The sequence below is a fragment of the Novosphingobium oxfordense genome, assembly GCF_044029435.1.
Taxonomy (GTDB): Bacteria; Pseudomonadota; Alphaproteobacteria; order Sphingomonadales; family Sphingomonadaceae; genus Novosphingobium.
Window position 1 is genome coordinate 2,196,658 of record NZ_CP147005.1, and the last position, 25,832, is coordinate 2,222,489.

The window sequence follows — 25,832 nt, forward strand, 5'->3', positions numbered from 1 at the left end:
AGCACTCGCAACCGCCCTTTCAATCTCGGCGACGCCTTTCCCGTGGGAAAGGCTGAGCTTTGATCCGGCTGACGCCGGATTGCAGCACCGGCCCTCTCCCCCACCCGACCACCCGACGATAGTACCCTATGGGTGGTCGGGTGGGGGAGAGGGCCGGTGCCACAAGGAAGATGCGCTTCAGCGCATCTTCCCAAAGCCACTTACGCTTCGGCGTATTCGTTTTCTTCGGTCAGGACCGGACCCGAGTCCTTGCCCTTTTCCGAAACGTCGCGGTCAACGAGTTCGATGATCGCGATCGGAGCGGCGTCCGAAGCGCGGATGCCAGCCTTGATGATGCGGGTGTAACCACCGCTGCGGCCTGCATAGCGCTCGGCGAGCACTTCGAAGAGCTTCTTTTCCTGAGCCTCGTCCATCAGGCGAGCGTGCGCCAGACGACGGTTCGAAAGGCCACCATGCTTTGCAAGCGTGATCAGCTTTTCGAGGTAGGGGCGCAGTTCCTTGGCCTTGGGCGTGGTGGTCTGGATCTGCTCGTGCTTGATGAGCGCGGCAGCCATGTTGCGCAGCAGGGCGGCGCGGTGGCCCGAGGTACGCTGCAGCTTGCGCTGGCCATGTTTGTGACGCATGTCTTCTTCTCCGTTCGTCAGACAGCCGTTCAAGGTACTGCCTGCCGGGCGATGTGGTGCGGCCACCGCCCAAAGCCGGTTCACTTGCGTGTGAAGCGCGCCCTCAACCCGAAAACGGCGGAAGAGTCAAGCGTAGAGCGGGTAACGCCGCACCCAGAAGCGCCAAAATGGGCGGGCCGAGCGTCAACAATCCGATGGCCGCAGCCGCCAGGGAGGCGATCAGGACCGCCCCGGCTGCCATATCCTTGACGCGGCCGATTGCAGGATCGAAGGCCGGCTCAACGTGATCGCACAGATTTTCGACCGCCGTGTTGAACGCCTCGGCCAACCAGACCATTGTGATCGCCACCACGAGCCAGCGCCAGTCGGCTATCCCAACGTGCAGGAACAGCCCTGCACCGATGACGCCCAGCGAAGCGGCCAGATGGATCCGCGCGTTGTGTTCGCGCTGCACCATCCGACGAAGTCCCCGCCAGGCATGGCCAAAGCTGGCCAAGCGTGCGCGCGGGCTAAACGGGATACCATTGGGCCGATCGTCCATACCGTCAGTTAGCCGCTGGGAGCGGCCGGCGAACAGTGATCTTTCCATGCACGCGCAGTGCATATCGCGTGCAGGTGGCAGCCAAAGAAAAAGGCCCCGCGGTTTCCCGCGGAGCCCTCTTCAATTCGGTACCGAAGGTGCCGATCAGCCGAGCAGTTCCTGCTCCAGCTTCTTGGCCATCTCTTCGATGTTCTCGGGCGGCCAGCCCGGGATGTCCATGCCGAGGCGCAGGCCCATCGACGAAAGGACTTCCTTGATCTCGTTGAGCGACTTGCGGCCGAAGTTCGGCGTGCGCAGCATCTCGGCTTCGGTCTTCTGGACCAGATCGCCGATATAGATGATGTTGTCGTTCTTGAGGCAGTTGGCCGAACGGACCGAGAGTTCCAACTCGTCCACCTTCTTGAGAAGGTAACGGTTGAGCTGGTTGGTGTCGCTCTCTTCCGAGGTCGTGGTGCCACCGGCAGCCATGCCGATCATCGGCGAGGCGCCAACCGGGGCGATGTCCTCGAAGTGGACGAACAGCGCCAGCTGGTCCTGGAGGATGCGCGCAGCATAGGCCACGGCGTCTTCCGGGGTGACGGTGCCGTCGGTCTCGACCGTGAGGCTCAGCTTGTCGTAGTCGAGTTCCTGACCGATACGGGCATTGTCGACCTTGTAGCTGACCTGACGGACCGGCGAGTAGAGCGAATCGACCGGGATCAGGCCGATCGGCGCGTCAACCGGACGGTTCGACACGGCGGGGACATAGCCCTTGCCGGTGTCGGCGGTGAGTTCCATGTTCAGGACCGCACCCTCGTCGAGGTGGCAGATCACGAGGTCCTTGTTCATGACCTCGATGTCGCCCGACACGGCGATGTCGCCGGCCTTCACCTCACCCGGGCCAGTGGCCGAGAGCTGGAGACGCTTCGGGCCTTCGCCCTGCATCTTGAGCGCGATCTGCTTGACGTTGAGGACGATGTCCGTGACGTCTTCGCGAACGCCAGCCAGCGACGAGAACTCGTGAAGGACGTTCTCGATCTTGATCGAGGTGATCGCGGCGCCCTGCAGCGAGGAGAGCAGCACGCGGCGCAGCGCGTTGCCGAGCGTCAGGCCGAAGCCACGCTCCAGCGGTTCGGCGATGAACGTCGCCTTCAGCTTGGGGTCGGGTCCCGGCTTGATCTCAAGGCTGTTCGGCTTCTTGAGTTCCTGCCAGTTCTTGATGTTGACAGTCATGGACTTCCCCTGGGAGTGATGGCGGTTACGCCCCGAAGCCTGGTGGAAAGGCTTGGGACGTTCCGAAGACGGACGGCGACCGGTTCGCCGTCCGTATTAGCTCGATCAGACGCGACGGCGCTTAGACGGACGAACACCGTTGTGCGGGATCGGCGTCACGTCGCGGATCGAGGTAATGGTGAAGCCGACAGCCTGGAGGGCGCGCAGGGCGCTCTCACGGCCCGAACCGGGGCCCTTGACCTCGACTTCGAGGGTGCGCACGCCGTGTTCGGCGGCCTTCTTGCCAGCGTCGTCAGCGGCGACCTGCGCGGCGTAGGGAGTCGACTTGCGGCTGCCCTTGAAGCCCATCATGCCGGCCGAGGACCACGAAATCGCGTTGCCCTGGGCGTCGGTGATGGTCACCATGGTGTTGTTGAAGCTAGCATTCACATGCGCGATGCCGCTGGTGATGTTCTTGCGTTCGCGGCGCTTAATGCGCTGGGGTTCGCGTGCCATGTCCGTATATCCTGTAGATTAGTCGCTGCGGGAAAGAAGCCGAAAGGCGACTTACTTCTTCTTGCCGGCGATCGGCTTGGCCTTGCCCTTACGGGTGCGCGCATTGGTGTGCGTGCGCTGGCCGCGGACCGGAAGACCCTTGCGGTGACGCAGGCCACGGTAGCAGGCGAGGTCCATCAGACGCTTGATGTTCATCGCGGTTTCGCGACGAAGGTCACCTTCGACGGTGTGTTCAGCGTCGATGGTTTCGCGAATCTGCAGGACTTCGGCGTCCGACAGGTCCTGAATGCGACGGCTGTGGTCGATGCCCAGCTTGTCGGCGATTTCCAGGGCCTTGGTACGACCGATGCCATGGATATAGGTGAGCGCGATGATAACGCGCTTGTTGGTGGGGAGGTTTACCCCGGCAATACGAGCCACTTAATTCTCCATGCTCCACAGGAATGCCCCTACAGGCTTTCCCATCTCAACGCTCAAACACCTAAAACTGCTGAAATGGCAAAAGGTCCGGAGCACAGCAAGCATGTTGCCTGTACCATCCGGACTTGCCGCAAGTGTCAAGTGAACGGCGCGCTTAGAACGATTCGCAAGGCATGTCAACGCCTGCGAAGCCGCATTCAAGCGCTCGGGCGACTTGGCCCGGACTGCGACCCGATGTGCGCGGCCTGCCGCGCTCCATGGCCGACGGGTCCGCCGCCGCTTTCGCGCGGTCATTCCGGAGCCCGTAATGTGCGGACTGTAACCCATCGGCGCCACCCAGTCAAAGAAACCGCTGCAAGGGCAAGCACCTGCCTTGCAAGCGAGCATGCGAAAGCCCGCTCAACGGCCGATGATCCTTGCCTTCGAATCCGATTCGGGCGCCGGCGGCCCGGCCCCTTCGGACGTCTCCGCAGCGGGCTGCCCCGCCGCCTGAGAAGGCAGCAGATCGAGCGTCCCCGGCTTGAATGCGGCCGCGAAACTGCCGCCCAGCTTTTCGACGAGACGATCCACCTGTCCGCCCAGCACCCCGTCGAACATCGGCGCCAGCTTCGCCGCGTCCCCCCGGAAATACCCGCCTACGACATATTCGACCAAAATCTGCGTGCCGGTCTCGTCCGGCTTGAACTGGAACGTCAGCGTGGCAACCGCCGCATCGGCCTGCAAGGGCCCCAGCGCGCCGGACATCCTGAGCGCCCTGCCCTTTTCGGCGTAGATCACGCGCATGTGCTCGACGCCGCCGCGCGGCGCAGCCTTTGGCGTGTCCTTGCTGGGCAGCACTTCGCAAAAACATCCACCCGGACGCACATCGAGCGAGAGATTCGCCGCGTCGTGCGAATAAGTGTGCTCGGCGTCCCACCATTGCGCCGGCTTGACCAGCACCGCCCAGGCCTCATCCGGGCCGACCGGGACATGCGCGACATAGCGCATGACCATGCCTCGTTCGCTGGCCTCCTGCACGCGCGCGACAGCCGGCGTGGCGACCACCGGCGCAAACCCCACCAGCATCAGAACGGCAAACGCAGTCGCCTTCATGTCCATCAATCCCCCGCAGTCACCGCCCGCCTGCCCCGGCTACGCGGTTGTTGAGCCCATATGCGAAAAGGGCCCGCGGTATGCCGCGAGCCCTTCGATGCTTCAGGACTTGAGCACCGCCTCGATGGCGGCAGTCACATCGTCCATGTCGGCCATTCCGTCGACCTTGGAGACGATCCCGCGCTCTTCGTAGATCGGCAGGATCGGCGCCGTCTTGGCGCGATACTCGGCCATGCGCGTGCGCACGGTCTCGGCATTGTCGTCCGGCCGGCGCTTGAACTCGGTGCCACCGCACTTGTCGCAAACGCCCGGCACCTTGGGCTGTTCGAACTTGTCGTGATAGCCCTTGCCGCAAGTGGCACAGGTGAAGCGGCCGGTGATGCGCTCCACCAGCGCATCCTCGTTCACTTCCAGTTCGATCACATGGTCGAGCTTGCGGCCGCGCGCGGCCAGGATCTCGTCCAGCGATTCGGCCTGCGCGGCAGTGCGCGGATAGCCGTCGAAGATGGCACCGGTGCCGGCGCCCATCGCGTCCAGCTCGTCCCCGATCAGGGCCGAGACGATCGCGTCGGATACCAGTTCGCCACGATCCATCACGGCCTTGGCTTCAAGCCCGGTCGGCGTCCCGGCCTTGACCGCGGCGCGGAGCATGTCGCCGGTCGAGAGCTGACGCATGCCATGCTTCTCGACCAGACGCTGTGCCTGGGTGCCCTTGCCCGCCCCCGGCGGGCCCAACAGGATGATATTCACGCCTTACCCCTCAATTATCCCTGAGCTTGCGCCCCTCAGCGCATGCGCCCCTTCAGCTTGGCCTTCTTGATCAGGTCGCCATACTGGTGCGCCAGCAGGTGCGACTGAATCTGGGTGATGGTATCCACCGTCACGTTGACGACGATCAGCAGGCTGGTGCCGCCCATGAACAGCAGCGGCAGACCGGTCATCGAGAGGAAGTACTCGGGAACGGTGCAGACCACGGTCAGGTACAGGGCGCCGATCACGGTCACGCGCGTCAGCACGTAATCGAGATAGTTGGCGGTGTTCTTGCCCGGACGGATGCCGGGAATGAAACCACCGTTCTTCTTCAGGTTGTCCGCAGTTTCTTCGGGATTGAAGACGACGGCGGTGTAGAAGAACGAGAAGAAGATGATGCCGGCCGCGTAGAGCGCCATGTACAGCGGCTTACCGTGGCCGAGGTACTGGTTGAGCGTGACGACGATCTTGCCGCCCATCGAATCCGGGTTCAGCGACTTGCCGGCGAACTGGGTGATGGTCAGCGGCAGCAGCAGCAGCGAGCTGGCGAAGATCGGCGGGATGACGCCGGCCGTGTTCAGCTTGAGCGGCAGGTGGCTGCGATCGGCCTGCATCATGCCGCGCTGGGTGGCGCGCTTGGGATACTGGATCAGCAGGCGGCGCGTGGCGCGTTCGAAGAAGCAGATGCCCAGGATCATGAGCACGACCAGACCGATCAGCGAGATGATCAGGATCGAACCGGTGTCGCCGGCGCTGTAGGCCTGGCCCACATTGCTGGCGAAAGTCGGCATCTGGGCGACGATGCCCGCCATGATGATCAGCGACACGCCGTTGCCGATGCCGCGCGAGGTGATCTGTTCGCCCAGCCACAGCAGGAACATGGTGCCGCCGACCAGCGAGATGACCGCGCCGATGCGGAACAGGTAGCCGGGGTCGACCACTGCCGCGAGGCCAGACGAAGCGCCATACGCTTCAAGGCTGACGGCAAGGAACCAGCCCTGGATCGCGCAAAGCAGGACCGCGCCGTAACGCGTGTACTGGTTCAGCTTCTTGCGGCCTGCTTCGCCTTCCTTCTTCAGCGCCATCAGCGCCGGGTGCAGCGCCGCAGCGAGCTGGACCACGATCGAGGCGGTGATGTAGGGCATCACGCCAAGCGCGATCAGGCTCATGCGCGAAAGCGAACCGCCCGAGAAGGTGTTAAACAGGTCGAGGATGCCGCCCTGCGTCTTGTCGTAGAGCTTGGCGAGAATCACCGGGTTCACGCCCGGGAGCGGCACGAAGCTGAGAAAGCGGAAGACGATCAGCGCACCGACCGTGAACCAGATACGGTTCTTCAGTTCGGTGGCCTTCGAGAAATTGGCCAGGTTCAGCGAGCTGGCAACGTTGTCGGCGCGAGAAGCCATGACGATTGGTAATGCCTCGAATAGTCGGTTCGCACTTGCCTTAGCGACTGAGCGCAGGCTTGTCGAACCCCGGTTCTGGTCCGCTCATATAGACATTCGCGCAGGGTCTGAAAGACCCGTCCCTGTCATTGTTCCCATATCGCCTTCATAATGCGACCCCGGGAACAAAGAGAGGGCGAAGCGCATGGCGCCCGCCCTCTCCTATGAGCTTATCGCGGATGCGATGCCAACGGGCCTCAGGCCTCGGCGGCTTCCTTGGCAGGAACGATCACCGAACCGCCGGCCTTCTCAACCGCGGCAACGGCGCCCTTCGAGGCACCGGCAACGTTGAAGGTGACCTTGGCGGTCAGTTCGCCCTTGGCGAGGAGACGCACGCCGTCCTTGCCGCCACGAGCCAGACCGGCGCCCTTGAGGGCGGCGTGGTCGACAGTGTTGGCAACGTCCAGCTTGCCGGCGTCGATCGCCTTCTGGATCATGCCCAGGTTCACTTCAGCGAAGTCCTTGGCGAACTTCTTGTTGCTGAAGCCGCGCTTCGGAAGGCGCATGTGGAGCGGCATCTGGCCGCCCTCGAAGCCGTTGATCGAAACGCCCGAGCGTGCCTTGGCACCCTTCTGGCCGCGGCCAGCGGTCTTGCCCTTGCCCGAGCCGATACCACGGCCCACGCGGATGCGGCGGTGACGGGCGCCGGCGTTGTCGCGGATGTCATTCAGTTTCATAATCTGCACTCGCTTTCGCTTTAAGTCGCGCTTGAAGGAAGGCGCGCCCTTAAGGGAAAGGTGCCCGGCTGTCACCCCCTAATGCGGCGTCTGCGCCAAATCCCGCGCGATTCCGGGCTTTTTCGGCAGTGCAGACCCGATTCGCGGGCCGTCAGGTGCCCCGCAGGCGGATCATCACCTTGCCTTCGCCGCCAAGCGGGCGCCCTTCCGAATCGCGGCCGGGCTGCCATTCCAGCACGTCGCGGCCCAACTTGCAGATATCCGCATCGAATTCGGGCGAGATCGTCTTGGGCGCGAACTCGCACGACGTCATCTTGCCGTGGGCGTCGACCTTGAAGGTCAGCGCGTGGCGGGTCATCTCGTCCTTGTGGAAGATGGTGCCGTAGCGTTCGCCCAGCTTGCCCAGTTCGCTGTTGAAGTCCGCCTTGCTGCCATCCGCCAGCTTCGGTTCCTCAGCCAGTGCGGCGTAATCGTCTTCGGAAACCATCGGCTTCATGCGCTGGACCATGCCGACCCATCCGGAGGCACGGGCGATCTGCATCGGCGAATCGCGATCGACCAGTGCCTGGCACTGCGCGCCCGACGGACTTGCATGGCGGGAGAGCAGGAAGCGCACCGCCTCGTCCCGGTGATAGGCCATGGCCCAGGCCAGCGGCGTCATTCCGAAGAGATCGGGGGCATCGATCATGCCCACCGGAGTAGGCCGGTCGGTCGGCCCGTTCGTGGGCTTGTCGCTCGCCTTTGCGCCCGGCTTGTCCGAAGCGGCAGCCTCGGCCTTCTTCAACTCGCGCGCTTCCGCATCGAGCATCCGGCGCATAGCCGCGACATTGCCGCGCCGCGCGGCGTCGGCCAGCGTCGCGCCGGTCTGCAGCGGACCAAGGTCCGGGAACCCGTAGGCGCGCGTCGGCGCCTCACTGACGGCGCGGACCACCGCACCGCGGGCGGAGCCCACATCCTTGCCCGCCGCATCGGCTTCCTGCGCCGCAAGCGGGCGGCAGACGTCGCGATAGGGATAGGCGGGATCGGCGATCAGCGTCTGGTTGAAGGCGCGCGCGAAGGCGACGAGCTTGTCCTCGCTTCCCCCTTCGGCCGCGCCGCTGGCGGTATCGGACGGTTCGGGAGACGGTTCGCCATCCTCGCCGTAATAAGTGACGACGCGCGCCATGCGCGGGTTCAGCCCGCCGCGAAGGGCGCAGATCGCCCCGAATTCGCGCGTGTCGATGCCTTCGACGGTGACTGCCGCAACCAGGCGGAAATCGCCGGCGGCGGCCGCCTTCTGCGCTTCCTCGATCGGATCGGCCCGGCCCGAGGCCAGCGCGGCCTTCAGTGCACGATCGGCATTGCGATTGCGCGCCAGCACCGCAGGATCCGCCAGCGGATCGGCGCAAGGCGGCTCTGCGGCGGGGCTTTCCTCGACGTACGTCTCATCGTCGCCGGAGGTGCCGCCACCGCAGCCGGAAACGGCGAGTGAAGCGAGAATCAGCGATGAGGCCGCGATTGTCCTGCGAAGCAAGGTATCCCCCAGGGAAGTGCAAGATGCCGGAATTGGGGGCCGCTTAGCACAGGATTCGGGCCCGGGTGGAGATGAACTTGCACCAACGCACAGCTTTTCGCGTCTCATTGAACAGAATCAATGGGCTCGATTGCAGTCCGCCCAGACATCGATGGTCTCTTCGTGCAGCCATTCAGGTGTGAGGACGCGGGAAACCAGGTGGCAATTGCGCAAGGCATAGGCCCGGACCGGAACCATGGTTTCCCAATTGACCGGCCCCTGCCTTGGCTTGCTGGCCAGCACCAGGGTCGAGGGACGCTCGGCCAGCACGCGGCGCACTTCGCCAAGGGTGGAGAGGTAACTCACGTCCTTCTCGATACCCTGGGCAAGATGGGGCGGAAAGACCAGCGGCGTGACGAAGTGGTGCCCGGTCATCGCGTAGAGCTGGAAAGGTCCGTCATAGACGAACAGCGGTCCGCCATCGTCATGACTGCGTACGGCCTGCTCAAGCTCCGCCAGTGCAGCGCGCGAGCGGCGGGCATGCTCGAAATCAAGAACCTGGGTATCGCGGAAGGCCAGCAGCGCCATGACCGCAAGCGCAACCGGCCCGGTCCAACGGCCAGCAAAGAAGCCGGCGCTAGCGATGCATAGCGGGATGAGCATCGGCAACGCGTAGTGCGGATAGAAGTTCGGCACCGACAGCAGGCCCAGACCTGCCGCAGCCAGCCATCCGACCAGGAAGCCGCGCTCTTCCCGCTGCATTTTCGGCAGGCCGAGCACCAGCAGCATCGCGAAAGGCGCCAGCATCACGAACATGAGCAAGGCGCGGATCGCCGACGTGGCGGGGTCGATCGTCTTGCGCAGATTCGCGCCGACCATCGCCTGCCACCAGATCGGGCCATCGCCTGCAAATGCGTAACCGAGCGCGATGCCCAACGTCGGTGCCGCGCCCAGCAGCATCCATCCGGCGATCGTCAGCAACTTGCGCCGCTTCGCGAGCGGAGAGTGCCAGAGCGCGTAAGCGGCGTAGCTGCCCAACCACGCGCATTCGAACAGGCTGGTTTGCTTGATCGTGATCGCGCAGCCGCCCAGCGCCATGGCCGCCCAGGGACGCCACGTCACCTTGCCCTCGCCAAGCTCATGCACGGTCTGAAGAACAAGCAGAGCGGCCGTCGCGACGAAAAGATTGTACCAGACCGGCGCCTGGCCGAAGAAGCCTTGCGCCTGTTCCAGCCAGAGCAGGTACGCGAGGCCGGCGAATAGTGCGCCCTGCCCTGCGTTCCAGCGGCTCGCGATTCGGCTGATGACCCAGGCGGTCGCCGCCGCGAACACGGTCGACGCCAGCTGATAGGCGATCGGCTGATCCGAAATCGCGGTGATCAGGTAGTAGAGGAAGAACAGGCCCCAGGGTTTACGGTCCCAGACGTCCACATAAGGAACCGCGCCGTGATGCATGGCCAGGCCGACGGTCTGATAGAAGACCTCGTCGCCGTGGACATTGGGATCACCGTAAGTGCTGGCCCGCAGCGCGATCGCCACACAGAGGAACAGCAACGCGGATGCCAGCGAGCCGGAGCCCAAGGCCCTCGCTGCCCGCGCCAGGACGCCGCCCATCCCGCCGGATCCGGCAAGCCCGCCCAATTCGCTACGCTGAAATGCCCCGGCCTGTTCCACACGTCCCCCCTATCGGCCCCGGCATAGGGCAGACATGGTTAACGAAGGCTCTCCCACGTACGCGAAGGGCAAAGAAAAAGGCCCCGGCGTTTCCACCGGAGCCCTTTCGTGTTCCTGACCCGAACCGTTACAGCTCGGGATCGGACGGTCGATCAGTCGATCACCGCAACCATGTGCGGCAGCTTGGCGATCGCACCGCGGACTTCCGCGGTGTCTTCCAGCTCGACGACCTTGTTCATCTTGCCGAGGCCCAGACCGATCAGGATCTTCTTCTGGTTCTCGGGGCGACGGATCGGCGAACCGATCTGCTTGATCTTGATCTTCGCCATGACTGATTACTCCGCGATGGCTTCGGCAGCGGCTTCCGCCTCTGCCTCGCTGGCGCCGCCACGACCCAGAAGGTCGGCGACCTTCTTGCCACGACGCTGGGCAACCGACTTCGGCGAAGTCTGGTTGGTCAGCGCGTCGAAGGTGGCGCGGATCATGTTGTACGGGTTCGAGGTGCCGACCGACTTGGTCACGACGTCATGGACGCCGAGGCTTTCGAACACGGCGCGCATCGGACCACCGGCGATGATACCGGTACCGGCGGGAGCCGTACGCACGTTCACCTTGCCGGCGCCGAAGTGGCCCTTGCCGTCATGGTGCAGGGTGCGACCGTCCTTGAGCGGCACGCGGACCATCTTCTTCTTTGCAGAAGCAGTGGCCTTCGTGATCGCTTCAGGCACTTCGCGAGCCTTGGCGTGGCCGAAGCCTACGCGGCCCTTGCCGTCGCCAACGACGACGAGAGCTGCGAAACCAAAGCGCTTACCGCCCTTAACGGTCTTCGAAACGCGGTTGATGTGGACGAGCTTCTCGATGAGCTCCTCGCCCTGTTCTTCCTCGTTGTTGCCACGGCCGCCACGGCGATCGTCGCGACGGCCACGGCCGCCACGCTCGCCGCGTTCGCCACGGCCACGACCACGACCACGACCTTCGCGGACTTCCTGGCCTTCAGCGGCCGGAGCCTCGGTCTGGATTTCGGTGTTTGCGTCAGCCATGATCAGAACTCCAGCCCGCCTTCACGGGCGGCTTCGGCCAGCGCCTTGACGCGGCCATGGAAGAGGAAACCGCCACGGTCGAACACCACCGAGGTAACGCCCGCCTTCTTGGCGGCCTCGGCGAGTTCCTTGCCAACGCGGGTCGCGGCATCCTTGTCGGTGCCCTTGCCGCCAAGGGTATTGGCGGCGGCCAGCGTACGGCCCTGCGCATCGTCGATGATCTGCGCATAGATGTGACGGCCGGTGCGGTGCACCGACAGGCGAGGACGGCCGCCCGAACGGGCCTTCAGGGCCGTGCGGACGCGCCGGGCGCGGCGCGCAAAAAGGGAAAGCTTGGCCATTACTTCTTCTTCCCTTCCTTGCGGAAGATGAACTCGCCACGGTACTTGATACCCTTGCCCTTGTAGGGTTCGGGCTTGCGCCAGCGGCGAATTTCGGCCGCAAGCTGGCCGACCTTCTGCTTGTCAATACCAGAGATCTCGACCGTGGTGTTATCCGGGGTCTTGACCTCGATGCCTTCCGGCACCGCGATGTCCACGTCGTGCGAGTAACCGAGCTGCAGCTTCAGGTTCTTGCCCTGAGCCGCGGCGCGGTAGCCGACGCCCTTGATCTCGAGGACCTTGGAGAAGCCGTTGGTAACGCCTTCAACGAGGTTCGAAACGAGGGTGCGCTGCATGCCCCAGTGGCTGCGGGCAGCCTTCGACTGGTTGGCAGGCTGAACGGCGATCGAACCTTCTTCGACCGAGTAGGTCACGAGGTCCGACAGACCCATGGTGAGGGTGCCCTTGGGGCCCTTCACGCTGAGCGTGCCGTTGTCGATGGCGGCAGTGACCCCGCCAGGGATCACAACCGGCTTTTTGCCGATGCGGCTCATTAGAACACCTCCGCCAGCACTTCGCCACCGACGTTGGCAGCGCGCGCTTCGGCATCCGAAAGCACGCCACGCGGCGTCGAGACGATGGTGATGCCGAGACCGTTGCGCACAACCGGGAGTTCCTTCGAACCCGAGTAGACGCGGCGGCCAGGCTTGGAGACGCGGGCGATGTGCTTGATAGCGGCTTCGCCCTCGAAATACTTCAGCTCGATGCGCAGCTGCGGGTGGGCACCAGTGGTGTCATCGCTGAAACCACGGATATAGCCCTCACGCTGGAGAACTTCGAGCACGCGCGCACGCAGCTTGCTGGCGGGGGAAAGGACGGAGTCCTTCTTCGCCTGCTGGCCGTTGCGGATGCGGGTGAGCATATCACCCAGGGGATCGGTCAATGCCATTGCTTCTAACCCTTACCAGCTCGACTTGGTCACGCCGGGGATCATGCCCTTGTTGGCAAGATCACGCAGCTCGACGCGGCACAGGCCGAACTTGCGGTAATAACCGCGCGGACGGCCGGTCGTGGCGCAGCGGTTGCGAACCCGGGTCGGGTTGCCGTTGCGCGGGATCTCGGCCAGCTTCAGGCGAGCAATGAGACGCTCGGTTTCATCGAGCGATTCATCAGCAGCGACCGCCTTGAGGCGCTCGTACTTGCCTGCATACTTCTTAACGAGCTTCTTGCGACGCTCGTTCTTGTTCACGGAACTCAGTTTCGCCATGGACTTAAGCTCTCTCTATCAGCGGCTCACGCCGCTTCCTTCTGTTCCGAAGCCGCTTCGGCCGGGAACGGGAAACCGAAAAGACGCAGCAGTTCGCGTGCTTCTTCGTCGGTCTTCGCGGTGGTGGTGACGATGATGTCCATACCACGCACCTTCTCGATCTTGTCGTAGCTGATCTCTGGGAAGATGATCTGCTCCTTAAGACCCATCGCGTAGTTACCACGGCCGTCGAACGACTTGGGGTTCAGGCCACGGAAGTCGCGAATGCGGGGCATCGCGATCGTGATGAGGCGATCGAGGAATTCGTACATACGCTCGCGACGCAGGGTCACCTTGCAGCCGATCGGCATGCCTTCGCGCAGCTTGAACTGTGCGATCGACTTGCGGGCCTTGGTGATCACCGGCTTCTGACCAGCGATGGCTTCCATTTCGACAGCGGCGGTCTGGACCTTCTTCTTGTCCTGGCTCGCCTCGCCCACGCCCATGTTGAGCGTGATCTTTTCGATCTTGGGCACTTCCATCGCGTTCTTGTAACCGAACTTTTCGGTCATCGCCTTGACGATCGCGTCGTCATAGCGGGTGCGCATGCGCGGAGTGTAATCAGCCATCGATGGTCTCCCCGGACTTCACGGCCACGCGGACCTTCTTGCCGTCCTTGACTTCGAAGCGAACGCGGGTCGGCTTGCCGTCCTTGTCGGCAACGGCAACCTTGCTGATCGCCATCGGAGCCGGAGTGCGCTCGATGCCGCCCTGCGGGTTCTGCTGGGTCGGCTTGCGGTGCTTGGTAGCGACGTTCACGCCCTCAACCACGACCTTGGCGTCCTTCGGGAGAACCTGAAGCACGGTGCCGGTGCGGCCCTTGTCCTTGCCGGACAGGACGACGACGGAGTCACCCTTCTTGATCTTCGCGGCAGCCATTACAGCACCTCCGGAGCAAGCGAGATGATCTTCATGAAGCCCTTGCCGCGAAGCTCGCGCACGACGGGGCCAAAGATACGAGTGCCGATCGGCTCCTCGTTCTTGTTGATCAGCACGGCGGCATTGCCGTCGAAGCGGATCACGCTGCCGTCTGCACGACGCACGTCCTTGCGGGTACGCACGATCACCGCACGGTGAACGTCGCCCTTCTTGACGCGAGCGCGGGGCTGCGCCTCCTTAATCGACACCACGATGATGTCGCCGACGCCTGCGAAACGACGCTTCGAGCCACCCAGCACCTTGATGCACTGGACGCGCTTCGCGCCGCTGTTGTCCGCGACGTCGAGATTGGATTGCATCTGGATCATCGATCCGAGTCCTTCTCAACTGGCTTGCCGGAACCAGTCCGGCAGTTCCTAAAAAGACAGGCCCACGAGGGGCCCGAGTCGCCCCGACGGGCGAAGTGCGGCCCTTTGCCGCATTCACCCGCCTAGGTCAACACTCTTGTCCGGCCCTGAGGCCGAGGCTGAAGTGGTCCGGAAATGTCCCGAGGAACATTTCCGTTCCAAATCTTACACCTCGGCTTCGAGCGCCGTACCCTTGCTCGCCTGAAGACGGTCAAGAACCTTCCAGGTCTTGGTCTTCGAGAAGGGCTTCGTCTCCTCGATCCGGACGCGTTCGCCGGTCTTGAAGGCGTTGTCTTCGTCGTGAGCGTGGTACTTCTTCGAGCGACGGATGATCTTCCCGTAAAGGGGGTGCTTCACCTTGCGCTCGACCAGTACGGTCACGGTCTTGTCGGTCTTGTCGGAAACGACGGTCCCGATCAGAATACGCTTGGGCATCGTGTTTCCTCCTTAGGCCTGCGCCGAACGCTCGGCCTGGAGCGTCTTGATGCGGGCGATGTCACGACGCACCTGCTTGATGCGCGCGGGCGCCTCAAGCTGGCTGGTCGCGGCCTGGAACCGCAGGTTGAACTGCTCGCGCTTCAGCTCGACGAGATCAGCGAGGAGCTGGTCGTCGGTCTTGGCGCGAAGGTCTTCGATCTTGTTAGCCATGATACGACTTCCTTACTCGCCGCCAAGGTGCGAGGTGTCGCCGAGGCGAGCCACAACCTTGGTCTTGATCGGCAGCTTCATCGCAGCGCGGCTGAAAGCCTCGGCTGCGAGGGGGCCAGCGACGCCGTCCAGTTCGAACAGGATGCGACCCGGCTTGACGCGGGCGGCCCAGTATTCGACCGAACCCTTGCCCTTACCCTGACGGACTTCAGCAGGCTTCTTCGAAACCGGCACGTCGGGGAAAACGCGGATCCAGAGACGGCCCTGGCGCTTGATGTGACGCGTGATCGCGCGGCGAGCCGCTTCGATCTGGCGGGCGGTGATCCGCTCGGGCTCGAGGGCCTTGAGGCCGTACGAACCGAAGTTCAGGTCGGTGCCACCCTTGGCTTCGCCCTTGATCCGGCCCTTGAAGGCCTTGCGGAACTTGGTCTTCTTTGGTTGCAGCATGGTGCTTACTCTATCCTAAGCCTCAACGCGCGGGACGAACGCCGGAGGTCTGAGCCTCCAGCATCAGGCGGTCCTGCGCCGTCGGGTCGTGGCCCAGGATCTCACCCTTGAAGATCCAGACCTTGATGCCGATGATACCGTAGGCGGTCAGCGCCTCGGCTTCGGCATAGTCGATGTTCGCACGCAGGGTGTGAAGCGGCACGCGACCTTCGCGATACTGCTCGACGCGGGCGATTTCAGCGCCGCCGAGACGGCCACCGCACATGATCTTGACGCCTTCGGCGCCCAGACGCATCGCGGACTGCATCGCACGCTTCATCGCACGGCGGAACGCCACACGACGGATCAGCTGATCGGCGATGCCCTGAGCGACGAGCTTCGCATCGATTTCCGGCTTGCGGATTTCGACGATGTTCAGCTTCACTTCGCTGCCCGTCATCGAAGCCAGCTCCTTGCGGAGCTTTTCGATGTCGGCGCCCTTCTTGCCGATGATGACACCCGGACGAGCCGCGTAGATCGAGATGCGGCACAGCTTGGCCGGACGCTCGATCACCACCTTCGAGATAGCGGCCTGGGGCAGCTTCGTGACGATGAACTTGCGGATCTTGAGGTCTTCCTCAAGCAGCTTGCCGTAGTCCCGGCCTTCCGCGAACCAGCGGCTGTCCCAGGTACGGTTGATCTGCAGACGCAGACCGATCGGATTGCTCTTATGACCCATGGATCAGGCCTCCTCGACTTCGCGAACGACGATCCGCAGGCGCGAAAACGGCTTGAGGATGCGGGTGGACTTGCCGCGACCACGAGCGTGGAAACGCTTCATGGTGATCGACTTGCCGACCGACGCCTCGGCGACGACGAGAGCGTCGACGTCGAGGTTGTGGTTGTTCTCAGCGTTGGCAATGGCCGACGCAAGAATTTTGCGTGCGTCCTGAGCCATGGCCTTCTTCGAGAAAGCGAGAATGTTCATCGCGTCCTCGACCTTGCGGCCACGGATAAGCGCGGCGACCAGGTTGAGCTTCTGGGCCGAACCACGAATGGTGGTGCCGACAGCCAGAGCTTCCTTTTCGCCTACGCGGCGGGGTGCTGCCTGCTTGCTCACTTGCGCTTACCCTTCTTGTCGGCAGCGTGACCCGGGAACGTGCGCGTGGGCGCGAATTCGCCGAGCTTGTGGCCGACCATGTCCTCGTTGACCGCAACGGGGATGAACTTGTGCCCGTTGTAGACCTGGAAGGTCAGACCAACGAACTGCGGAAGGATGGTGGAGCGACGCGACCAGGTCTTGATCGGACCAGCGCGGGTGCCGGCATCCTGCGCGACCTCGGCCTTCTTGAGAAGGTACAGGTCGACGAAGGGGCCTTTCCAGACGGAACGTGCCATCGTGTCTTACCTCTTCTTCTTGGCGTGGCGCGAACGGATGATCATCTTGTCCGTCTGCTTGTTGTTGCGAGTGCGAGCGCCCTTGGTCGGCTTGCCCCACGGAGTGACCGGATGACGGCCGCCCGAGGTACGGCCTTCACCACCGCCGTGCGGGTGATCGACCGGGTTCTTGGCAACACCACGGGTAAGCGGGCGACGGCCCAGCCAGCGACCGCGACCGGCCTTGGCAAGCGTCTGGTTGGCGTTGTCGGGGTTCGACACGGCGCCAACGGTGCCCATGCAGTCGCCACGCAGGTAGCGCTGCTCGCCCGAGTTGAGGCGAACGATGACCATGCCGCGGTCACGACCGACGACCTGAACGTAAGTACCGGCCGAACGTGCGATCTGACCGCCCTTGCCGGGCTTCATCTCGACGTTGTGGCAGATCGTGCCAACCGGCATCTGCGACAGAAGCATGGCGTTGCCGGGCTTCACGTCGGTCTTCTCACCGGCGATCACGACGTCGCCAATGGCGAGGCGCTGCGGCGCGATGATGTAGGCCAGTTCACCGTCGGTGTACTTCACGAGCGCGATGAAAGCGGTGCGGTTGGGATCGTATTCGATACGCTCCACAACAGCTTCCATGTCCCACTTACGACGCTTGAAGTCGATGAAGCGGTACTTCTGCTTGTGACCACCGGCGATGCCACGCGAGGTGACATGACCCTTGTTGTTACGACCGCCGGTCTTGCTCTTGCCTTCGGTCAGCGCCTTGACGGGCTTACCCTTCCAGAGCGACGACTTGTCGACGAGGACCAGGCCGCGGCGTGCGGGGCTGGTCGGGTTGTAAGTCTTAAGTGCCATCGGAAATTAACCCCGCGCGCCTTCGGTGATGTCGATCGACTGGCCTTCGGCCAGCGTGACAATCGCCTTCTTCACGTCGCTGCGGCGGTAAGCCTTACCGCGCCAGCGCTTGGTCTTGCCCTTGACGACCAGCGTGTTCACGCCGGTGACCTTGACGTCGAACAGAGCTTCGACGGCGGCCTTGATCTCGGGCTTGGTCGCCTTGTCAGCAACCTTGAAGACAACCGCGTTCTGCTCCGAAAGCAGGGTCGACTTCTCGGTGATGTGCGGCGAGAGGATCACGTCGTAGTGACGGATGTCCACGTTGCTCTTAGCCATTGAAACGCGCCTCCAGCTTCTCGACAGCGGCGCGCGTCAGCACCAGCGTATCATGCTTCAGGATGTCGTACACGTTGGCGCCGACAGCCGGGAGCACGTTCACGCCGACGATGTTGCGGGCAGCGCGGGCGAAGCCCTCGTTGACCTGCTCACCATCGACCACGAGCACCTTCTTGCCGAAACCGGCCTTGGCGAGCTGACCGACGAGCACCTTGGTCCTGGCATCGGCGACGTCGAGCGAGTCGACGACGACGAGGCCATTCTGGGCCTTCGACGACAGAGCCATCTTAAGACCCAGTGCACGGATCTTCTTGTTCAGCGAAACGTTGAACTCGCGGCGACGAGCACCGTGAGCCTTACCACCGCCGATGAACACCGGAGCCGCACGATCGCCGTGACGGGCAGTACCGCCGCCCTTCTGGCGACCGAACTTCTTACCGGTGCGCGCGACTTCCGAGCGCTCGCGGGTCGCACGGGCGATGCCGCGACGATTTTCGAGCTGCCAGGTGACGACGCGGTGCAGGATGTCGGCGCGCGGCTCGAGACCGAACACGTCGTCCGACAGTTCGATGTCGCCCTTGCCGGCAGTGCCGTCAATATTGAGGACCTGAACCTTCATGATTAGCCCTCCTGGCCTTCGGTCGCTTCGGGAGCCGCGGCTTCAGCCGGGGTCACGGCAGCGGCCGTATCATTGGTGTTGGCAACCGACTTGATGCCGGCGGGGTACGGAGCCTCGGCGTGACGGTCGACCTTGACGGCGTCCGAAACGGTGAGCCAGGCGTTCTTCGAACCGGGGACCGAGCCCTTGACGAAGATCAGGCCACGCTCGTCGTCCACGCGGACGACTTCGAGGTTCTGCTGGGTGCGCTGACGGTCGCCCATGTGGCCGGCCATCTTCTTGTTCTTGAACACCTTGCCCGGATCCTGACGGTTACCCGTCGAACCGTGCGCACGGTGCGAGATCGAAACACCGTGGGTGGCGCGCATACCGCCGAAGCCCCAGCGCTTCATGGCGCCCTGGAAGCCCTTACCCTGGGTGTGGCCGCCTACGTCGACCAGCTGGCCGGGCACGAAGTGCGAGGCAGCGATCGTGGCGCCAACTTCGAGGAGGGCGTCGTCGGCGACGCGGAATTCCGCGACGCGCATCTTGAGGGGAACCTGCGCCTTGGCGAAGTGTTCACGCTGCGGCTTGGCAACGTTCTTCTGCTTTGCTTCGCCCGCACCGAGCTGAACCGCGACGTAGCCGTCACGATCAGCAGTACGGACCGAAACCACCTGACAGTCTTCAAGTGCCAGGACAGTGACGGGCACGTGGCGACCGTCCTCCTGGAACAGGCGGGTCATCCCGACTTTCTTGGCGATCACGCCTGTACGCATGACCTTTCTCCTTACAGAGGCGTACGCAGGACCATCCCTCGTACGCGTGTCCAACCCTATTTGTGATACGAACCCCGTCCGGGTCAGGTGTTCCCTGCAAACCCTGAATGGGCTGCGGAAACGAGACGGGGGACGCATTCCCGACATTTCCCGGAGGAGACGTCGGAGGTATCCCTTGTGTCCCCTCGGTTTCCCTTCGGGGCGCTGTCTCTGCGAACTGCTGTTCGCAAAGCCGGCCATGAAAGCCGACAAGGTAATTGGATCCGAAGATCCGAATTCTACCTGATCGTTTTAAGTCCGATCAAAAAGACTCTCGGGGCGACCCATAAAGGTCACCCCGTAAACCGGCTTAGGCCAGCTTGATCTCGACGTTCACGCCGGCAGCCAGGTCGAGCTTCATCAGAGCGTCGACGGTAGCTGCGTTCGGCTGCACGATGTCAAGCAGACGCTTGTAGGTGCGGACTTCGAACTGCTCACGCGACTTCTTGTCGATGTGCGGACCACGGTTGACCGTGAACTTCTCGATCTTGGTCGGGAGCGGAATGGGCCCACGAATCAGAGCGCCGGTGCGGCGGGCCGTGTCGGCGATCTCGCCAGTGGCCTGGTCGAGCACGCGATGGTCAAACGCCTTGAGGCGGATACGGATGTTCTGAGCTTCCATTACCTACTACCGATGAGAAAGAGCCAAAGGGCATACGCCCCGTCAAATTCGAACCGCGCCCCTACACGGTGAAGGCGAGTCGGGCAAGCCCTGTTTTCACGACATTCGGCAGGTTTTCGGGGGCAGCGGACGCGGTTCGTCGCATCCGCCCTTCCCTGCGCCCCATCCCCGCCCTACGTTGGCAAGGCGACGCCTAACAGAAGCCGCTTTCAATGCCCTCCATCACCACGACAATTTCCAGCGCGCTTGTCGCGTTGACCCTCGCATGCCTGGCTCCAAGCGCCGCTGCGGCCGACGAGCCGGCCTACGCCCCCAGCGGAACGAAGCTCCCCATCGATCTCGACGACTCCGACGTGCTCACGGCGCACGTCACCGTGCCCGACGCCAGAGGCGGCCCGGTGGACGACGCCTGCCGTGACGCCGCCCGCGCCAGCAACGGCGGCAACGATGGCACGATCGTCGTCTGTTCCCACGGCGCCGACGGCACGGACCAGCGCGTCCCGGCATCGCAATCCGTCGACGAGAGCACGCGCACGGGCGCGGCCTACCCGCCGGACATCGGGCATCTGCCCGGCTGCCTTGGCCCTTGCATCACCATACCGTTCGGCCGCGTGCCCGAACCCGTCTACTACATCGATCTCAAGTCCATTCCCGAAGCGCCCAAGGGATCGGATGCATGGAAGATCGCACAGGGCGAGTTGCGGGCGCAGTAAAGCCGCCCGTGCGGGCCACGACTTCATCAACACGACTTCATCAAAGAGATCCATAAACGCGAAAAGCCCGGCCTTCCGTGAGGAAGGCCGGGCCAATCACTTTAGCCGAAGCTGAAGATCAGCGAATTACTTCGTGATCTTGGCAACGACGCCCGAACCGACGGTACGGCCGCCTTCGCGAATTGCGAAGCGGAGACCTTCGTCCATGGCGATCGGAGCGATCAGCTTAACCGACAGCGAAACGTTGTCGCCAGGCATGACCATCTCGGTGCCCTCGGGGAGGATCACTTCGCCGGTCACGTCGGTGGTGCGGAAGTAGAACTGCGGACGGTAGTTCGCGAAGAACGGCGTGTGACGGCCACCTTCGTCCTTCGACAGAACGTAGACTTCTGCCGAGAACTCGGTGTGCGGGGTCACGGTGCCCGGCTTGGCGAGAACCTGGCCACGCTCAACGTCGTCGCGCTTCAGGCCACGAACCAGCGCGCCGATGTTGTCGCCGGCTTCACCCTGGTCGAGCAGCTTGCGGAACATTTCGACGCCGGTGACGGTGGTCTTCTGCGTGTCGCGGATACCGACGACTTCGACTTCTTCACCAACCTTGACGATGCCGGTTTCGACGCGGCCGGTCACAACCGTACCACGACCCGAGATCGAGAACACGTCTTCGACGGGCATCAAGAACGACTTGTCGGTGGGACGCGGGGGCTGCGGGATGAAGTCGTCAACGGCCTTCATCAGAGCCAGGATCGATTCCTTGCCGATGTTGTCGTCACGGCCTTCAAGAGCGGCCAGAGCCGAACCCTTGACGACGGGGATGTTGTCGCCGTCGAAGTCGTACGACGAGAGCAGTTCGCGCACTTCGAGTTCGACGAGCTCGAGGAGCTCTTCGTCATCGACCTGGTCGACCTTGTTCATGTACACGACGAGCTGCGGCACGCCGACCTGGCGAGCAAGCAGGATGTGCTCGCGGGTCTGCGGCATCGGGCCGTCAGCAGCGTTCACGACCAGGATAGCGCCGTCCATCTGGGCAGCACCGGTGATCATGTTCTTGACGTAGTCAGCGTGACCCGGGCAGTCGACGTGCGCGTAGTGGCGGGCGTCGGTCTCGTACTCGACGTGAGCGGTCGAGATGGTGATGCCGCGCTCGCGCTCTTCCGGAGCCTTGTCGATGTTCGAGAAGTCAACGGCTTCGCCGCCGAATGCCTCGGCCATGACCTTGGTGATGGCAGCGGTAAGGGTGGTCTTACCGTGGTCAACGTGACCGATGGTGCCGATGTTGCAGTGCGGCTTGTTCCGCTCGAATTTTGCCTTCGCCATCTTTCAAACCTTCTTTGCTTGAATTGTAATCTGCGGGATGTGAGGCAACGCCCGCCGAAACAGGCGCCGCCCCTAGAATGATCTTGCCGTTTAGGCAAGCTTCTCCTTGACCTCGGCCGCGACGTTCGCCGGGACCTCGTCATAGTGGGAGAAGAACATCGAGTAGTTTGCACGGCCCTGGGTGAACGAGCGGAGCTGGTTCACGTAACCGAACATGTTCGCCAGCGGGACCATGGATTCGACGACCTGGGCATTGCCGCGGCTGTCGGTGCCCTGGATCTGGCCACGACGGCTGTTCATGTCGCCGATGACGTCGCCGAGGTATTCCTCGGGGGTGACGACTTCGACCTTCATGATCGGCTCGAGCAGCTTGATGCCGGCCTTCTGGGCGACTTCACGCATAGCACCGCGACCGGCGATTTCGAAGGCCAGAGCCGACGAGTCGACGTCGTGGTAGGCACCGTCGTAGAGGACGATGTCGAAGTCGATGATCGGGAAGCCGACCAGCGAGCCCGAGGCAGCGGTTTCGCGCATGCCCTTTTCGATCGCGGGGATATATTCCTTCGGAATGTTACCGCCCTTGATCTCGTCCTTGAAGGTGATGCCCGCACCGCGCTCGCCCGGCGTGACCTTGATCTTCACGCGACCGAACTGACCGGTACCGCCCGACTGCTTCTTGTGGGTGTAGTCCACATCGACAGGCTTGGCGAGGTATTCGCGATAGGCGACCTGCGGGGCGCCGACGTTGGCTTCAACCTTGAACTCGCGACGCATACGGTCGACGATGATGTCCAGGTGAAGTTCGCCCATGCCCTTGATGATCGTCTGGCCCGATTCGTGATCGGTGGTGACGCGGAACGAGGGATCCTCGGCCGAGAGACGGTTGAGCGCGACGCCCATCTTCTCCTGGTCGGCCTTGGTCTTCGGTTCGACCGACAGTTCGATAACCGGCTCGGGGAATTCCATGCGTTCGAGAACGATCGGCGCCTTTTCCGCGCAGAGCGTGTCGCCCGTGGTGGTTTCCTTCATGCCGGCAAGAGCAACGATGTCGCCCGCGAAGGCTTCTTCGATGTCCTTACGATCGTTGGCGTGCATTTCGAGAATGCGGCCGACCTTTTCCTTCTTCTGCTTCACCGAGTTCAGGTACGAACCCTTCGAGAGCGTGCCCGAGTAGATGCGGCAGAAGGTGAGCGAACCGACGAACGGGTCGTTCATGACCTTGAACGCGAGCGCCGAGAACGGAGCGTCGTCCGAAGGCGGACGGCTGTCGGCCTCGTCGCTGTCGACCTTGACGCCCTGGACGTCTTCGATGTCGAGCGGCGAAGGCAGATAGTCGACGACGGCGTCGAGCAGGGGCTGCACGCCCTTGTTCTTGAACGCCGAGCCGCAGACGACCGGAACGAACTTGTGGTTCAGCGTGCCCTTGCGGATCAGCGCCTTCAGCGTGGCGACGTCGGGCTCGGTGCCTTCGAGGTAGGCTTCCATGACCGCATCGTCCTGCTCGACAGCGAGTTCGAGCAGCTTTTCACGGTATTCGGCAGCTTCGTCAGCCAGTTCGGCCGGGATTTCTTCGTAGAAGAATTCGGCGCCGAGCGATTCGTCCTTCCAGACGATCGCACGGTTGTGAACCAGGTCAACCAGGCCCTTCAGATCGGCTTCGAGGCCGATCGGAATGTAGAGCACGGCAGGCGTCGCACCGAGGCGGTCGATGATCGACTGCACGCAGTACTTGAAGTTCGCGCCGGTACGGTCGAGCTTGTTGATGAAGCACATGCGCGGAACGCCGTACTTGTCGGCCTGGCGCCACACGGTTTCCGACTGCGGCTCAACGCCGGCAACGCCGTCGAAGCACGCGACCGCACCGTCGAGCACGCGCAGCGAACGTTCGACTTCGATGGTGAAGTCAACGTGGCCGGGGGTGTCGATGATGTTGATGCGGTATTCCTGGCCCTCGGACGTCCAGAAGCAGGTGGTCGCAGCCGAGGTGATGGTGATGCCGCGTTCCTGCTCCTGCTCCATCCAGTCCATGGTCGCAGCGCCGTCGTGGACTTCGCCGATCTTGTAGGACTTGCCGGTGTAGTAGAGGATTCGCTCGGTAGTGGTGGTCTTACCGGCGTCGATGTGCGCCATAATACCGATGTTACGGTACATATTGAGCGGATGGCTGCGTGCCATGGTGAAAATCCTTAGCAGGAGTGTTTGGGAGCGGAGCGGCCTTCAGATAAGACCTCGCCCCCTGAAATAAAAGTGTGACGCCCGGATGACCGCCGAGAGGCAATCGATCCGGGCGACACCACGCACATTACCAGCGGTAGTGCGAGAAGGCGCGGTTCGCGTCCGCCATGCGGTGCGTGTCTTCGCGCTTCTTCACGGCATTGCCGCGGTTGTTGGCAGCATCGAGCAGCTCGCCCGAGAGACGCGCCGACATGGTGGTCTCGGGACGGTTGCGGGCGGCGGTGATCAGCCAGCGGATGGCGAGAGCCTGAGCGCGCTCCGGACGGACTTCGACCGGAACCTGGTAGGTCGCACCACCGACGCGGCGGCTGCGAACTTCGATCTGCGGCTTCACGTTGTTCAGGGCATCGTGGAACAGCTGGACCGGATCGGCCTTGGCGCGGGTTTCCATGGTTTCCATGGCACCGTAGACGATCGATTCGGCGACCGACTTCTTACCATCGAGCATGAGGTTGTTCATGAACTTCGACAGGACCTGATCACCGAACTTCGGATCAGGCAGGATTTCCCGCTTCTCGGGACGACGACGACGTGACATCGTTGGTATTCCTTGTTCTTTCGGGCGGGAGCGTGAGCATCACCGGCCGGTAAATCGTGTACCGTGCGGCAGAGAACCCCGGGCCCTCATGCCGCGACCAGCTTACTTCGGACGCTTGGCGCCGTACTTCGAACGGCTCTGCTTGCGATCCTTGACGCCCTGGGTGTCGAGCACGCCGCGCAGGATGTGGTAGCGAACGCCGGGAAGGTCGCGAACGCGGCCGCCGCGGATGAGCACGACCGAGTGCTCCTGAAGGTTGTGGCCTTCACCGGGGATGTACGAAATGACTTCGCGGCTGTTGGTGAGGCGCACCTTGGCGACCTTGCGGAGAGCCGAGTTCGGCTTCTTCGGGGTCGTGGTGTAAACGCGGGTGCAAACGCCGCGCTTCTGCGGGTTCTGCTCCATCGCAGGGACCTTCGACTTGGTCTTCTGCGGTTCGCGGCCCTTGCGGACCAGCTGGTTGATAGTGGGCATCTATACTCTTCTTTCGAAATGTGGAGTGCGATGGATCCGGGCCGAAACGCCCGGATAGACCGGATCGGCACGGACCCGTCGCACCCCGTGGTCCACGGGCCGACGCATTTCGAAAGGGAAGAGTGAGGTCACGCCTTGCATCAAGCCCGCCTGCTTGCGCCCGTCACCCCAGCGAAAGCTGGGACCGCTGGCCACAAGCGCCATGCCTGTTGCACACGTGAGCCGAAAAACACTCCACCCGGACGAAATCGCCGGATTACTCTGCCACCGCCTTCCGGGAGCGCCCCGCTTTCCGAATCGGAAATGCGAAGGCATCCATCTGGACCGATCCGCTACGAAGCAGCGGCAAAGCCCCGGAAATGCTGACGTGGCAACGTTCAGCTCTATGTCGTTTCCTGAGGGCACGCCCAAAGGAGATGCGCGCCCTTAGGAGATTTGGGGGTTGGGGTCAAGGTGATGGTGTGCTTACCCACCCCGCTGCGACTAGGCAGCAAGCTGCCAAGTCTCGCCGCCC

36 protein-coding genes are annotated in these 25,832 nt (G+C 63.1%); 1 reads left to right on the forward strand and 35 read right to left on the reverse strand.

The window, feature by feature from the left end; all coding sequences use genetic code 11:
- Nucleotides 1–200: 200 nt before the first annotated feature.
- From rplQ to rpsJ, 31 genes are all read right to left on the reverse strand, one after another.
- A complete protein-coding gene (rplQ, locus tag WBP07_RS10220; RefSeq protein ID WP_395390936.1) occupies nt 201–623 on the reverse strand; it encodes a 50S ribosomal protein L17 in 423 nt (140 codons plus the stop codon).
- A gap of 103 nt (nt 624–726) precedes the next feature.
- Complete coding sequence (locus WBP07_RS10225) at nt 727–1,227, reverse strand: diacylglycerol kinase family protein (protein ID WP_395390937.1); 501 nt, start codon at nt 1,225–1,227, stop codon at nt 727–729.
- Nucleotides 1,228–1,308: 81 nt separating this feature from the next.
- On the reverse strand, nt 1,309–2,376 hold the full coding sequence (locus WBP07_RS10230) for a DNA-directed RNA polymerase subunit alpha (protein WP_395390938.1): 1,068 nt from the start codon (nt 2,374–2,376) through the stop codon (nt 1,309–1,311).
- 105 nt (nt 2,377–2,481) lie between these two features.
- Nucleotides 2,482–2,871: a 30S ribosomal protein S11 gene (gene rpsK, locus WBP07_RS10235; protein WP_007011846.1), complete on the reverse strand. Its 390-nt coding sequence runs from the start codon at nt 2,869–2,871 to the stop codon at nt 2,482–2,484.
- A gap of 51 nt (nt 2,872–2,922) precedes the next feature.
- Nucleotides 2,923–3,291, reverse strand: coding sequence for a 30S ribosomal protein S13 (rpsM, locus tag WBP07_RS10240; RefSeq protein ID WP_142635077.1), 369 nt, complete (start codon nt 3,289–3,291; stop codon nt 2,923–2,925).
- 399 nt (nt 3,292–3,690) lie between these two features.
- Nucleotides 3,691–4,383, reverse strand: a complete 693-nt coding sequence (locus WBP07_RS10245) for an SRPBCC family protein (protein WP_395390939.1) — start codon at nt 4,381–4,383, stop codon at nt 3,691–3,693.
- Between the two features lie 102 nt (nt 4,384–4,485).
- Complete coding sequence (locus WBP07_RS10250; protein WP_395390940.1) at nt 4,486–5,133, reverse strand: adenylate kinase; 648 nt, start codon at nt 5,131–5,133, stop codon at nt 4,486–4,488.
- Nucleotides 5,134–5,168: 35 nt separating this feature from the next.
- A complete protein-coding gene (secY, locus tag WBP07_RS10255; RefSeq protein WP_395390941.1) occupies nt 5,169–6,536 on the reverse strand; it encodes a preprotein translocase subunit SecY in 1,368 nt (455 codons plus the stop codon).
- A 236-nt stretch (nt 6,537–6,772) separates the two neighbouring features.
- A complete protein-coding gene (rplO, locus tag WBP07_RS10260) occupies nt 6,773–7,252 on the reverse strand; it encodes a 50S ribosomal protein L15 (RefSeq protein WP_395390942.1) in 480 nt (159 codons plus the stop codon).
- Nucleotides 7,253–7,403: 151 nt separating this feature from the next.
- Nucleotides 7,404–8,765, reverse strand: a complete 1,362-nt coding sequence (locus WBP07_RS10265; protein WP_395390943.1) for a hypothetical protein — start codon at nt 8,763–8,765, stop codon at nt 7,404–7,406.
- Between the two features lie 117 nt (nt 8,766–8,882).
- Nucleotides 8,883–10,418: a hypothetical protein gene (locus tag WBP07_RS10270; protein WP_395390944.1), complete on the reverse strand. Its 1,536-nt coding sequence runs from the start codon at nt 10,416–10,418 to the stop codon at nt 8,883–8,885.
- 152 nt (nt 10,419–10,570) lie between these two features.
- Nucleotides 10,571–10,747, reverse strand: coding sequence for a 50S ribosomal protein L30 (gene rpmD / locus WBP07_RS10275; protein WP_395390945.1), 177 nt, complete (start codon nt 10,745–10,747; stop codon nt 10,571–10,573).
- Nucleotides 10,748–10,753: 6 nt separating this feature from the next.
- The gene (gene rpsE / locus WBP07_RS10280) at nt 10,754–11,458 is read right to left on the reverse strand and encodes a 30S ribosomal protein S5 (RefSeq protein WP_395390946.1); all 705 of its coding nucleotides are present in this window, start codon (nt 11,456–11,458) and stop codon (nt 10,754–10,756) included.
- A 2-nt stretch (nt 11,459–11,460) separates the two neighbouring features.
- Nucleotides 11,461–11,799: a 50S ribosomal protein L18 gene (gene rplR / locus WBP07_RS10285; protein WP_207078134.1), complete on the reverse strand. Its 339-nt coding sequence runs from the start codon at nt 11,797–11,799 to the stop codon at nt 11,461–11,463.
- The gene (gene rplF / locus WBP07_RS10290; RefSeq protein ID WP_395390948.1) at nt 11,799–12,332 is read right to left on the reverse strand and encodes a 50S ribosomal protein L6; all 534 of its coding nucleotides are present in this window, start codon (nt 12,330–12,332) and stop codon (nt 11,799–11,801) included. Before rplF ends, rplR begins: the two co-directional genes overlap by 1 nt.
- Entirely contained in the window at nt 12,332–12,727 is a 396-nt protein-coding gene (gene rpsH, locus WBP07_RS10295) for a 30S ribosomal protein S8 (RefSeq protein ID WP_395331277.1), read from the reverse strand. The genes rplF and rpsH overlap by 1 nt, the downstream gene beginning before the upstream one ends.
- 12 nt (nt 12,728–12,739) lie before the next feature.
- Nucleotides 12,740–13,045: a 30S ribosomal protein S14 gene (rpsN, locus tag WBP07_RS10300; RefSeq protein ID WP_086490047.1), complete on the reverse strand. Its 306-nt coding sequence runs from the start codon at nt 13,043–13,045 to the stop codon at nt 12,740–12,742.
- 26 nt (nt 13,046–13,071) lie between these two features.
- Complete coding sequence (gene rplE, locus WBP07_RS10305; protein ID WP_142635097.1) at nt 13,072–13,653, reverse strand: 50S ribosomal protein L5; 582 nt, start codon at nt 13,651–13,653, stop codon at nt 13,072–13,074.
- On the reverse strand, nt 13,646–13,963 hold the full coding sequence (rplX, locus tag WBP07_RS10310) for a 50S ribosomal protein L24 (RefSeq protein ID WP_142635101.1): 318 nt from the start codon (nt 13,961–13,963) through the stop codon (nt 13,646–13,648). Before rplX ends, rplE begins: the two co-directional genes overlap by 8 nt.
- Nucleotides 13,963–14,331, reverse strand: coding sequence for a 50S ribosomal protein L14 (rplN, locus tag WBP07_RS10315; protein WP_395390950.1), 369 nt, complete (start codon nt 14,329–14,331; stop codon nt 13,963–13,965). Before rplN ends, rplX begins: the two co-directional genes overlap by 1 nt.
- Nucleotides 14,332–14,535: 204 nt before the next feature.
- Nucleotides 14,536–14,805, reverse strand: coding sequence for a 30S ribosomal protein S17 (rpsQ, locus tag WBP07_RS10320; protein WP_021233437.1), 270 nt, complete (start codon nt 14,803–14,805; stop codon nt 14,536–14,538).
- A gap of 12 nt (nt 14,806–14,817) precedes the next feature.
- Nucleotides 14,818–15,018, reverse strand: coding sequence for a 50S ribosomal protein L29 (rpmC, locus tag WBP07_RS10325; RefSeq protein WP_395331269.1), 201 nt, complete (start codon nt 15,016–15,018; stop codon nt 14,818–14,820).
- A 12-nt stretch (nt 15,019–15,030) separates the two neighbouring features.
- Nucleotides 15,031–15,465, reverse strand: a complete 435-nt coding sequence (rplP, locus tag WBP07_RS10330) for a 50S ribosomal protein L16 (protein WP_395390952.1) — start codon at nt 15,463–15,465, stop codon at nt 15,031–15,033.
- Nucleotides 15,466–15,487: 22 nt separating this feature from the next.
- Complete coding sequence (gene rpsC / locus WBP07_RS10335) at nt 15,488–16,183, reverse strand: 30S ribosomal protein S3 (RefSeq protein ID WP_395390953.1); 696 nt, start codon at nt 16,181–16,183, stop codon at nt 15,488–15,490.
- 3 nt (nt 16,184–16,186) lie between these two features.
- Nucleotides 16,187–16,564: a 50S ribosomal protein L22 gene (gene rplV / locus WBP07_RS10340; RefSeq protein ID WP_132386855.1), complete on the reverse strand. Its 378-nt coding sequence runs from the start codon at nt 16,562–16,564 to the stop codon at nt 16,187–16,189.
- Nucleotides 16,561–16,842 carry a 30S ribosomal protein S19 gene (rpsS, locus tag WBP07_RS10345; RefSeq protein WP_142635109.1) on the reverse strand — a complete coding sequence of 94 codons (282 nt, stop codon included), beginning with the start codon at nt 16,840–16,842 and terminating at the stop codon, nt 16,561–16,563. The genes rplV and rpsS overlap by 4 nt, the downstream gene beginning before the upstream one ends.
- 6 nt (nt 16,843–16,848) lie before the next feature.
- Nucleotides 16,849–17,685, reverse strand: coding sequence for a 50S ribosomal protein L2 (gene rplB / locus WBP07_RS10350; RefSeq protein WP_395390954.1), 837 nt, complete (start codon nt 17,683–17,685; stop codon nt 16,849–16,851).
- Nucleotides 17,686–17,691: 6 nt separating this feature from the next.
- On the reverse strand, nt 17,692–18,003 hold the full coding sequence (locus tag WBP07_RS10355; protein WP_395390955.1) for a 50S ribosomal protein L23: 312 nt from the start codon (nt 18,001–18,003) through the stop codon (nt 17,692–17,694).
- Nucleotides 17,996–18,622 carry a 50S ribosomal protein L4 gene (gene rplD / locus WBP07_RS10360; protein WP_395390956.1) on the reverse strand — a complete coding sequence of 209 codons (627 nt, stop codon included), beginning with the start codon at nt 18,620–18,622 and terminating at the stop codon, nt 17,996–17,998. Before rplD ends, WBP07_RS10355 begins: the two co-directional genes overlap by 8 nt.
- Nucleotides 18,623–18,624: 2 nt before the next feature.
- Nucleotides 18,625–19,380: a 50S ribosomal protein L3 gene (rplC, locus tag WBP07_RS10365; RefSeq protein ID WP_142635117.1), complete on the reverse strand. Its 756-nt coding sequence runs from the start codon at nt 19,378–19,380 to the stop codon at nt 18,625–18,627.
- 349 nt (nt 19,381–19,729) lie between these two features.
- Nucleotides 19,730–20,041: a 30S ribosomal protein S10 gene (gene rpsJ, locus WBP07_RS10370; protein WP_007011873.1), complete on the reverse strand. Its 312-nt coding sequence runs from the start codon at nt 20,039–20,041 to the stop codon at nt 19,730–19,732.
- 254 nt (nt 20,042–20,295) lie between these two features.
- Here rpsJ and WBP07_RS10375 point away from each other — a divergent pair, with 254 nt between their 5' ends.
- Nucleotides 20,296–20,754, forward strand: a complete 459-nt coding sequence (locus WBP07_RS10375; RefSeq protein ID WP_395390957.1) for a hypothetical protein — start codon at nt 20,296–20,298, stop codon at nt 20,752–20,754.
- Between the two features lie 126 nt (nt 20,755–20,880).
- On the opposite strand, the gene tuf is transcribed toward WBP07_RS10375, so the two are convergent.
- The 4 genes from tuf to rpsL form a co-directional block, all read right to left on the reverse strand.
- Nucleotides 20,881–22,071 carry an elongation factor Tu gene (tuf, locus tag WBP07_RS10380; RefSeq protein ID WP_395390958.1) on the reverse strand — a complete coding sequence of 397 codons (1,191 nt, stop codon included), beginning with the start codon at nt 22,069–22,071 and terminating at the stop codon, nt 20,881–20,883.
- Nucleotides 22,072–22,161: 90 nt separating this feature from the next.
- Nucleotides 22,162–24,246 (reverse strand): elongation factor G, encoded by a 2,085-nt coding sequence (gene fusA, locus WBP07_RS10385; RefSeq protein WP_395390959.1) that lies wholly within the window; start codon nt 24,244–24,246, stop codon nt 22,162–22,164.
- Nucleotides 24,247–24,373: 127 nt separating this feature from the next.
- Nucleotides 24,374–24,844 (reverse strand): 30S ribosomal protein S7, encoded by a 471-nt coding sequence (rpsG, locus tag WBP07_RS10390; RefSeq protein ID WP_395331251.1) that lies wholly within the window; start codon nt 24,842–24,844, stop codon nt 24,374–24,376.
- Between the two features lie 102 nt (nt 24,845–24,946).
- Nucleotides 24,947–25,318, reverse strand: a complete 372-nt coding sequence (gene rpsL, locus WBP07_RS10395; protein ID WP_395390960.1) for a 30S ribosomal protein S12 — start codon at nt 25,316–25,318, stop codon at nt 24,947–24,949.
- Nucleotides 25,319–25,832 lie beyond the last annotated feature (514 nt).

What these genes read in the sequence shown, in the direction of transcription:
- rplO (WP_395390942.1), bottom strand. Translation starts at nt 7,252, where the DNA reads ATGAAACTGAATGACATCCGCGACAACGCCGGCGCCCGTCACCGCCGC.
- WBP07_RS10225 (WP_395390937.1), bottom strand. Translation starts at nt 1,227, where the DNA reads ATGCACTGCGCGTGCATGGAAAGATCACTGTTCGCCGGCCGCTCCCAG.
- rpsJ (WP_007011873.1), bottom strand. Translation starts at nt 20,041, where the DNA reads ATGGAAGCTCAGAACATCCGTATCCGCCTCAAGGCGTTTGACCATCGC.
- rpsH (WP_395331277.1), bottom strand. Translation starts at nt 12,727, where the DNA reads ATGGCATTGACCGATCCCCTGGGTGATATGCTCACCCGCATCCGCAAC.
- WBP07_RS10245 (WP_395390939.1), bottom strand. Translation starts at nt 4,383, where the DNA reads ATGAAGGCGACTGCGTTTGCCGTTCTGATGCTGGTGGGGTTTGCGCCG.
- tuf (WP_395390958.1), bottom strand. Translation starts at nt 22,071, where the DNA reads ATGGCGAAGGCAAAATTCGAGCGGAACAAGCCGCACTGCAACATCGGC.
- rplR (WP_207078134.1), bottom strand. Translation starts at nt 11,799, where the DNA reads ATGGCCAAGCTTTCCCTTTTTGCGCGCCGCGCCCGGCGCGTCCGCACG.
- rpsE (WP_395390946.1), bottom strand. Translation starts at nt 11,458, where the DNA reads ATGGCTGACGCAAACACCGAAATCCAGACCGAGGCTCCGGCCGCTGAA.
- rpmC (WP_395331269.1), bottom strand. Translation starts at nt 15,018, where the DNA reads ATGGCTAACAAGATCGAAGACCTTCGCGCCAAGACCGACGACCAGCTC.
- rpmD (WP_395390945.1), bottom strand. Translation starts at nt 10,747, where the DNA reads ATGGCGAAGATCAAGATCAAGCAGATCGGTTCGCCGATCCGTCGCCCC.
- WBP07_RS10230 (WP_395390938.1), bottom strand. Translation starts at nt 2,376, where the DNA reads ATGACTGTCAACATCAAGAACTGGCAGGAACTCAAGAAGCCGAACAGC.
- rplF (WP_395390948.1), bottom strand. Translation starts at nt 12,332, where the DNA reads ATGAGCCGCATCGGCAAAAAGCCGGTTGTGATCCCTGGCGGGGTCACT.
- secY (WP_395390941.1), bottom strand. Translation starts at nt 6,536, where the DNA reads ATGGCTTCTCGCGCCGACAACGTTGCCAGCTCGCTGAACCTGGCCAAT.
- fusA (WP_395390959.1), bottom strand. Translation starts at nt 24,246, where the DNA reads ATGGCACGCAGCCATCCGCTCAATATGTACCGTAACATCGGTATTATG.
- rpsQ (WP_021233437.1), bottom strand. Translation starts at nt 14,805, where the DNA reads ATGCCCAAGCGTATTCTGATCGGGACCGTCGTTTCCGACAAGACCGAC.
- rplE (WP_142635097.1), bottom strand. Translation starts at nt 13,653, where the DNA reads ATGGCTGATTACACTCCGCGCATGCGCACCCGCTATGACGACGCGATC.
- rpsK (WP_007011846.1), bottom strand. Translation starts at nt 2,871, where the DNA reads ATGGCACGCGAACCCCAGCGCATTAAGCGCCGCGAACGCAAGAACATC.
- rplD (WP_395390956.1), bottom strand. Translation starts at nt 18,622, where the DNA reads ATGAAGGTTCAGGTCCTCAATATTGACGGCACTGCCGGCAAGGGCGAC.
- rplP (WP_395390952.1), bottom strand. Translation starts at nt 15,465, where the DNA reads ATGCTGCAACCAAAGAAGACCAAGTTCCGCAAGGCCTTCAAGGGCCGG.
- rplN (WP_395390950.1), bottom strand. Translation starts at nt 14,331, where the DNA reads ATGATCCAGATGCAATCCAATCTCGACGTCGCGGACAACAGCGGCGCG.
- rplC (WP_142635117.1), bottom strand. Translation starts at nt 19,380, where the DNA reads ATGCGTACAGGCGTGATCGCCAAGAAAGTCGGGATGACCCGCCTGTTC.
- rplX (WP_142635101.1), bottom strand. Translation starts at nt 13,963, where the DNA reads ATGGCTGCCGCGAAGATCAAGAAGGGTGACTCCGTCGTCGTCCTGTCC.
- rpsL (WP_395390960.1), bottom strand. Translation starts at nt 25,318, where the DNA reads ATGCCCACTATCAACCAGCTGGTCCGCAAGGGCCGCGAACCGCAGAAG.
- rpsS (WP_142635109.1), bottom strand. Translation starts at nt 16,842, where the DNA reads ATGGCACGTTCCGTCTGGAAAGGCCCCTTCGTCGACCTGTACCTTCTC.
- rplB (WP_395390954.1), bottom strand. Translation starts at nt 17,685, where the DNA reads ATGGCACTTAAGACTTACAACCCGACCAGCCCCGCACGCCGCGGCCTG.
- rpsC (WP_395390953.1), bottom strand. Translation starts at nt 16,183, where the DNA reads ATGGGTCATAAGAGCAATCCGATCGGTCTGCGTCTGCAGATCAACCGT.
- rpsN (WP_086490047.1), bottom strand. Translation starts at nt 13,045, where the DNA reads ATGGCGAAACTGAGTTCCGTGAACAAGAACGAGCGTCGCAAGAAGCTC.
- rplQ (WP_395390936.1), bottom strand. Translation starts at nt 623, where the DNA reads ATGCGTCACAAACATGGCCAGCGCAAGCTGCAGCGTACCTCGGGCCAC.
- rpsG (WP_395331251.1), bottom strand. Translation starts at nt 24,844, where the DNA reads ATGTCACGTCGTCGTCGTCCCGAGAAGCGGGAAATCCTGCCTGATCCG.
- WBP07_RS10355 (WP_395390955.1), bottom strand. Translation starts at nt 18,003, where the DNA reads ATGGCTAAGAGCAACGTGGACATCCGTCACTACGACGTGATCCTCTCG.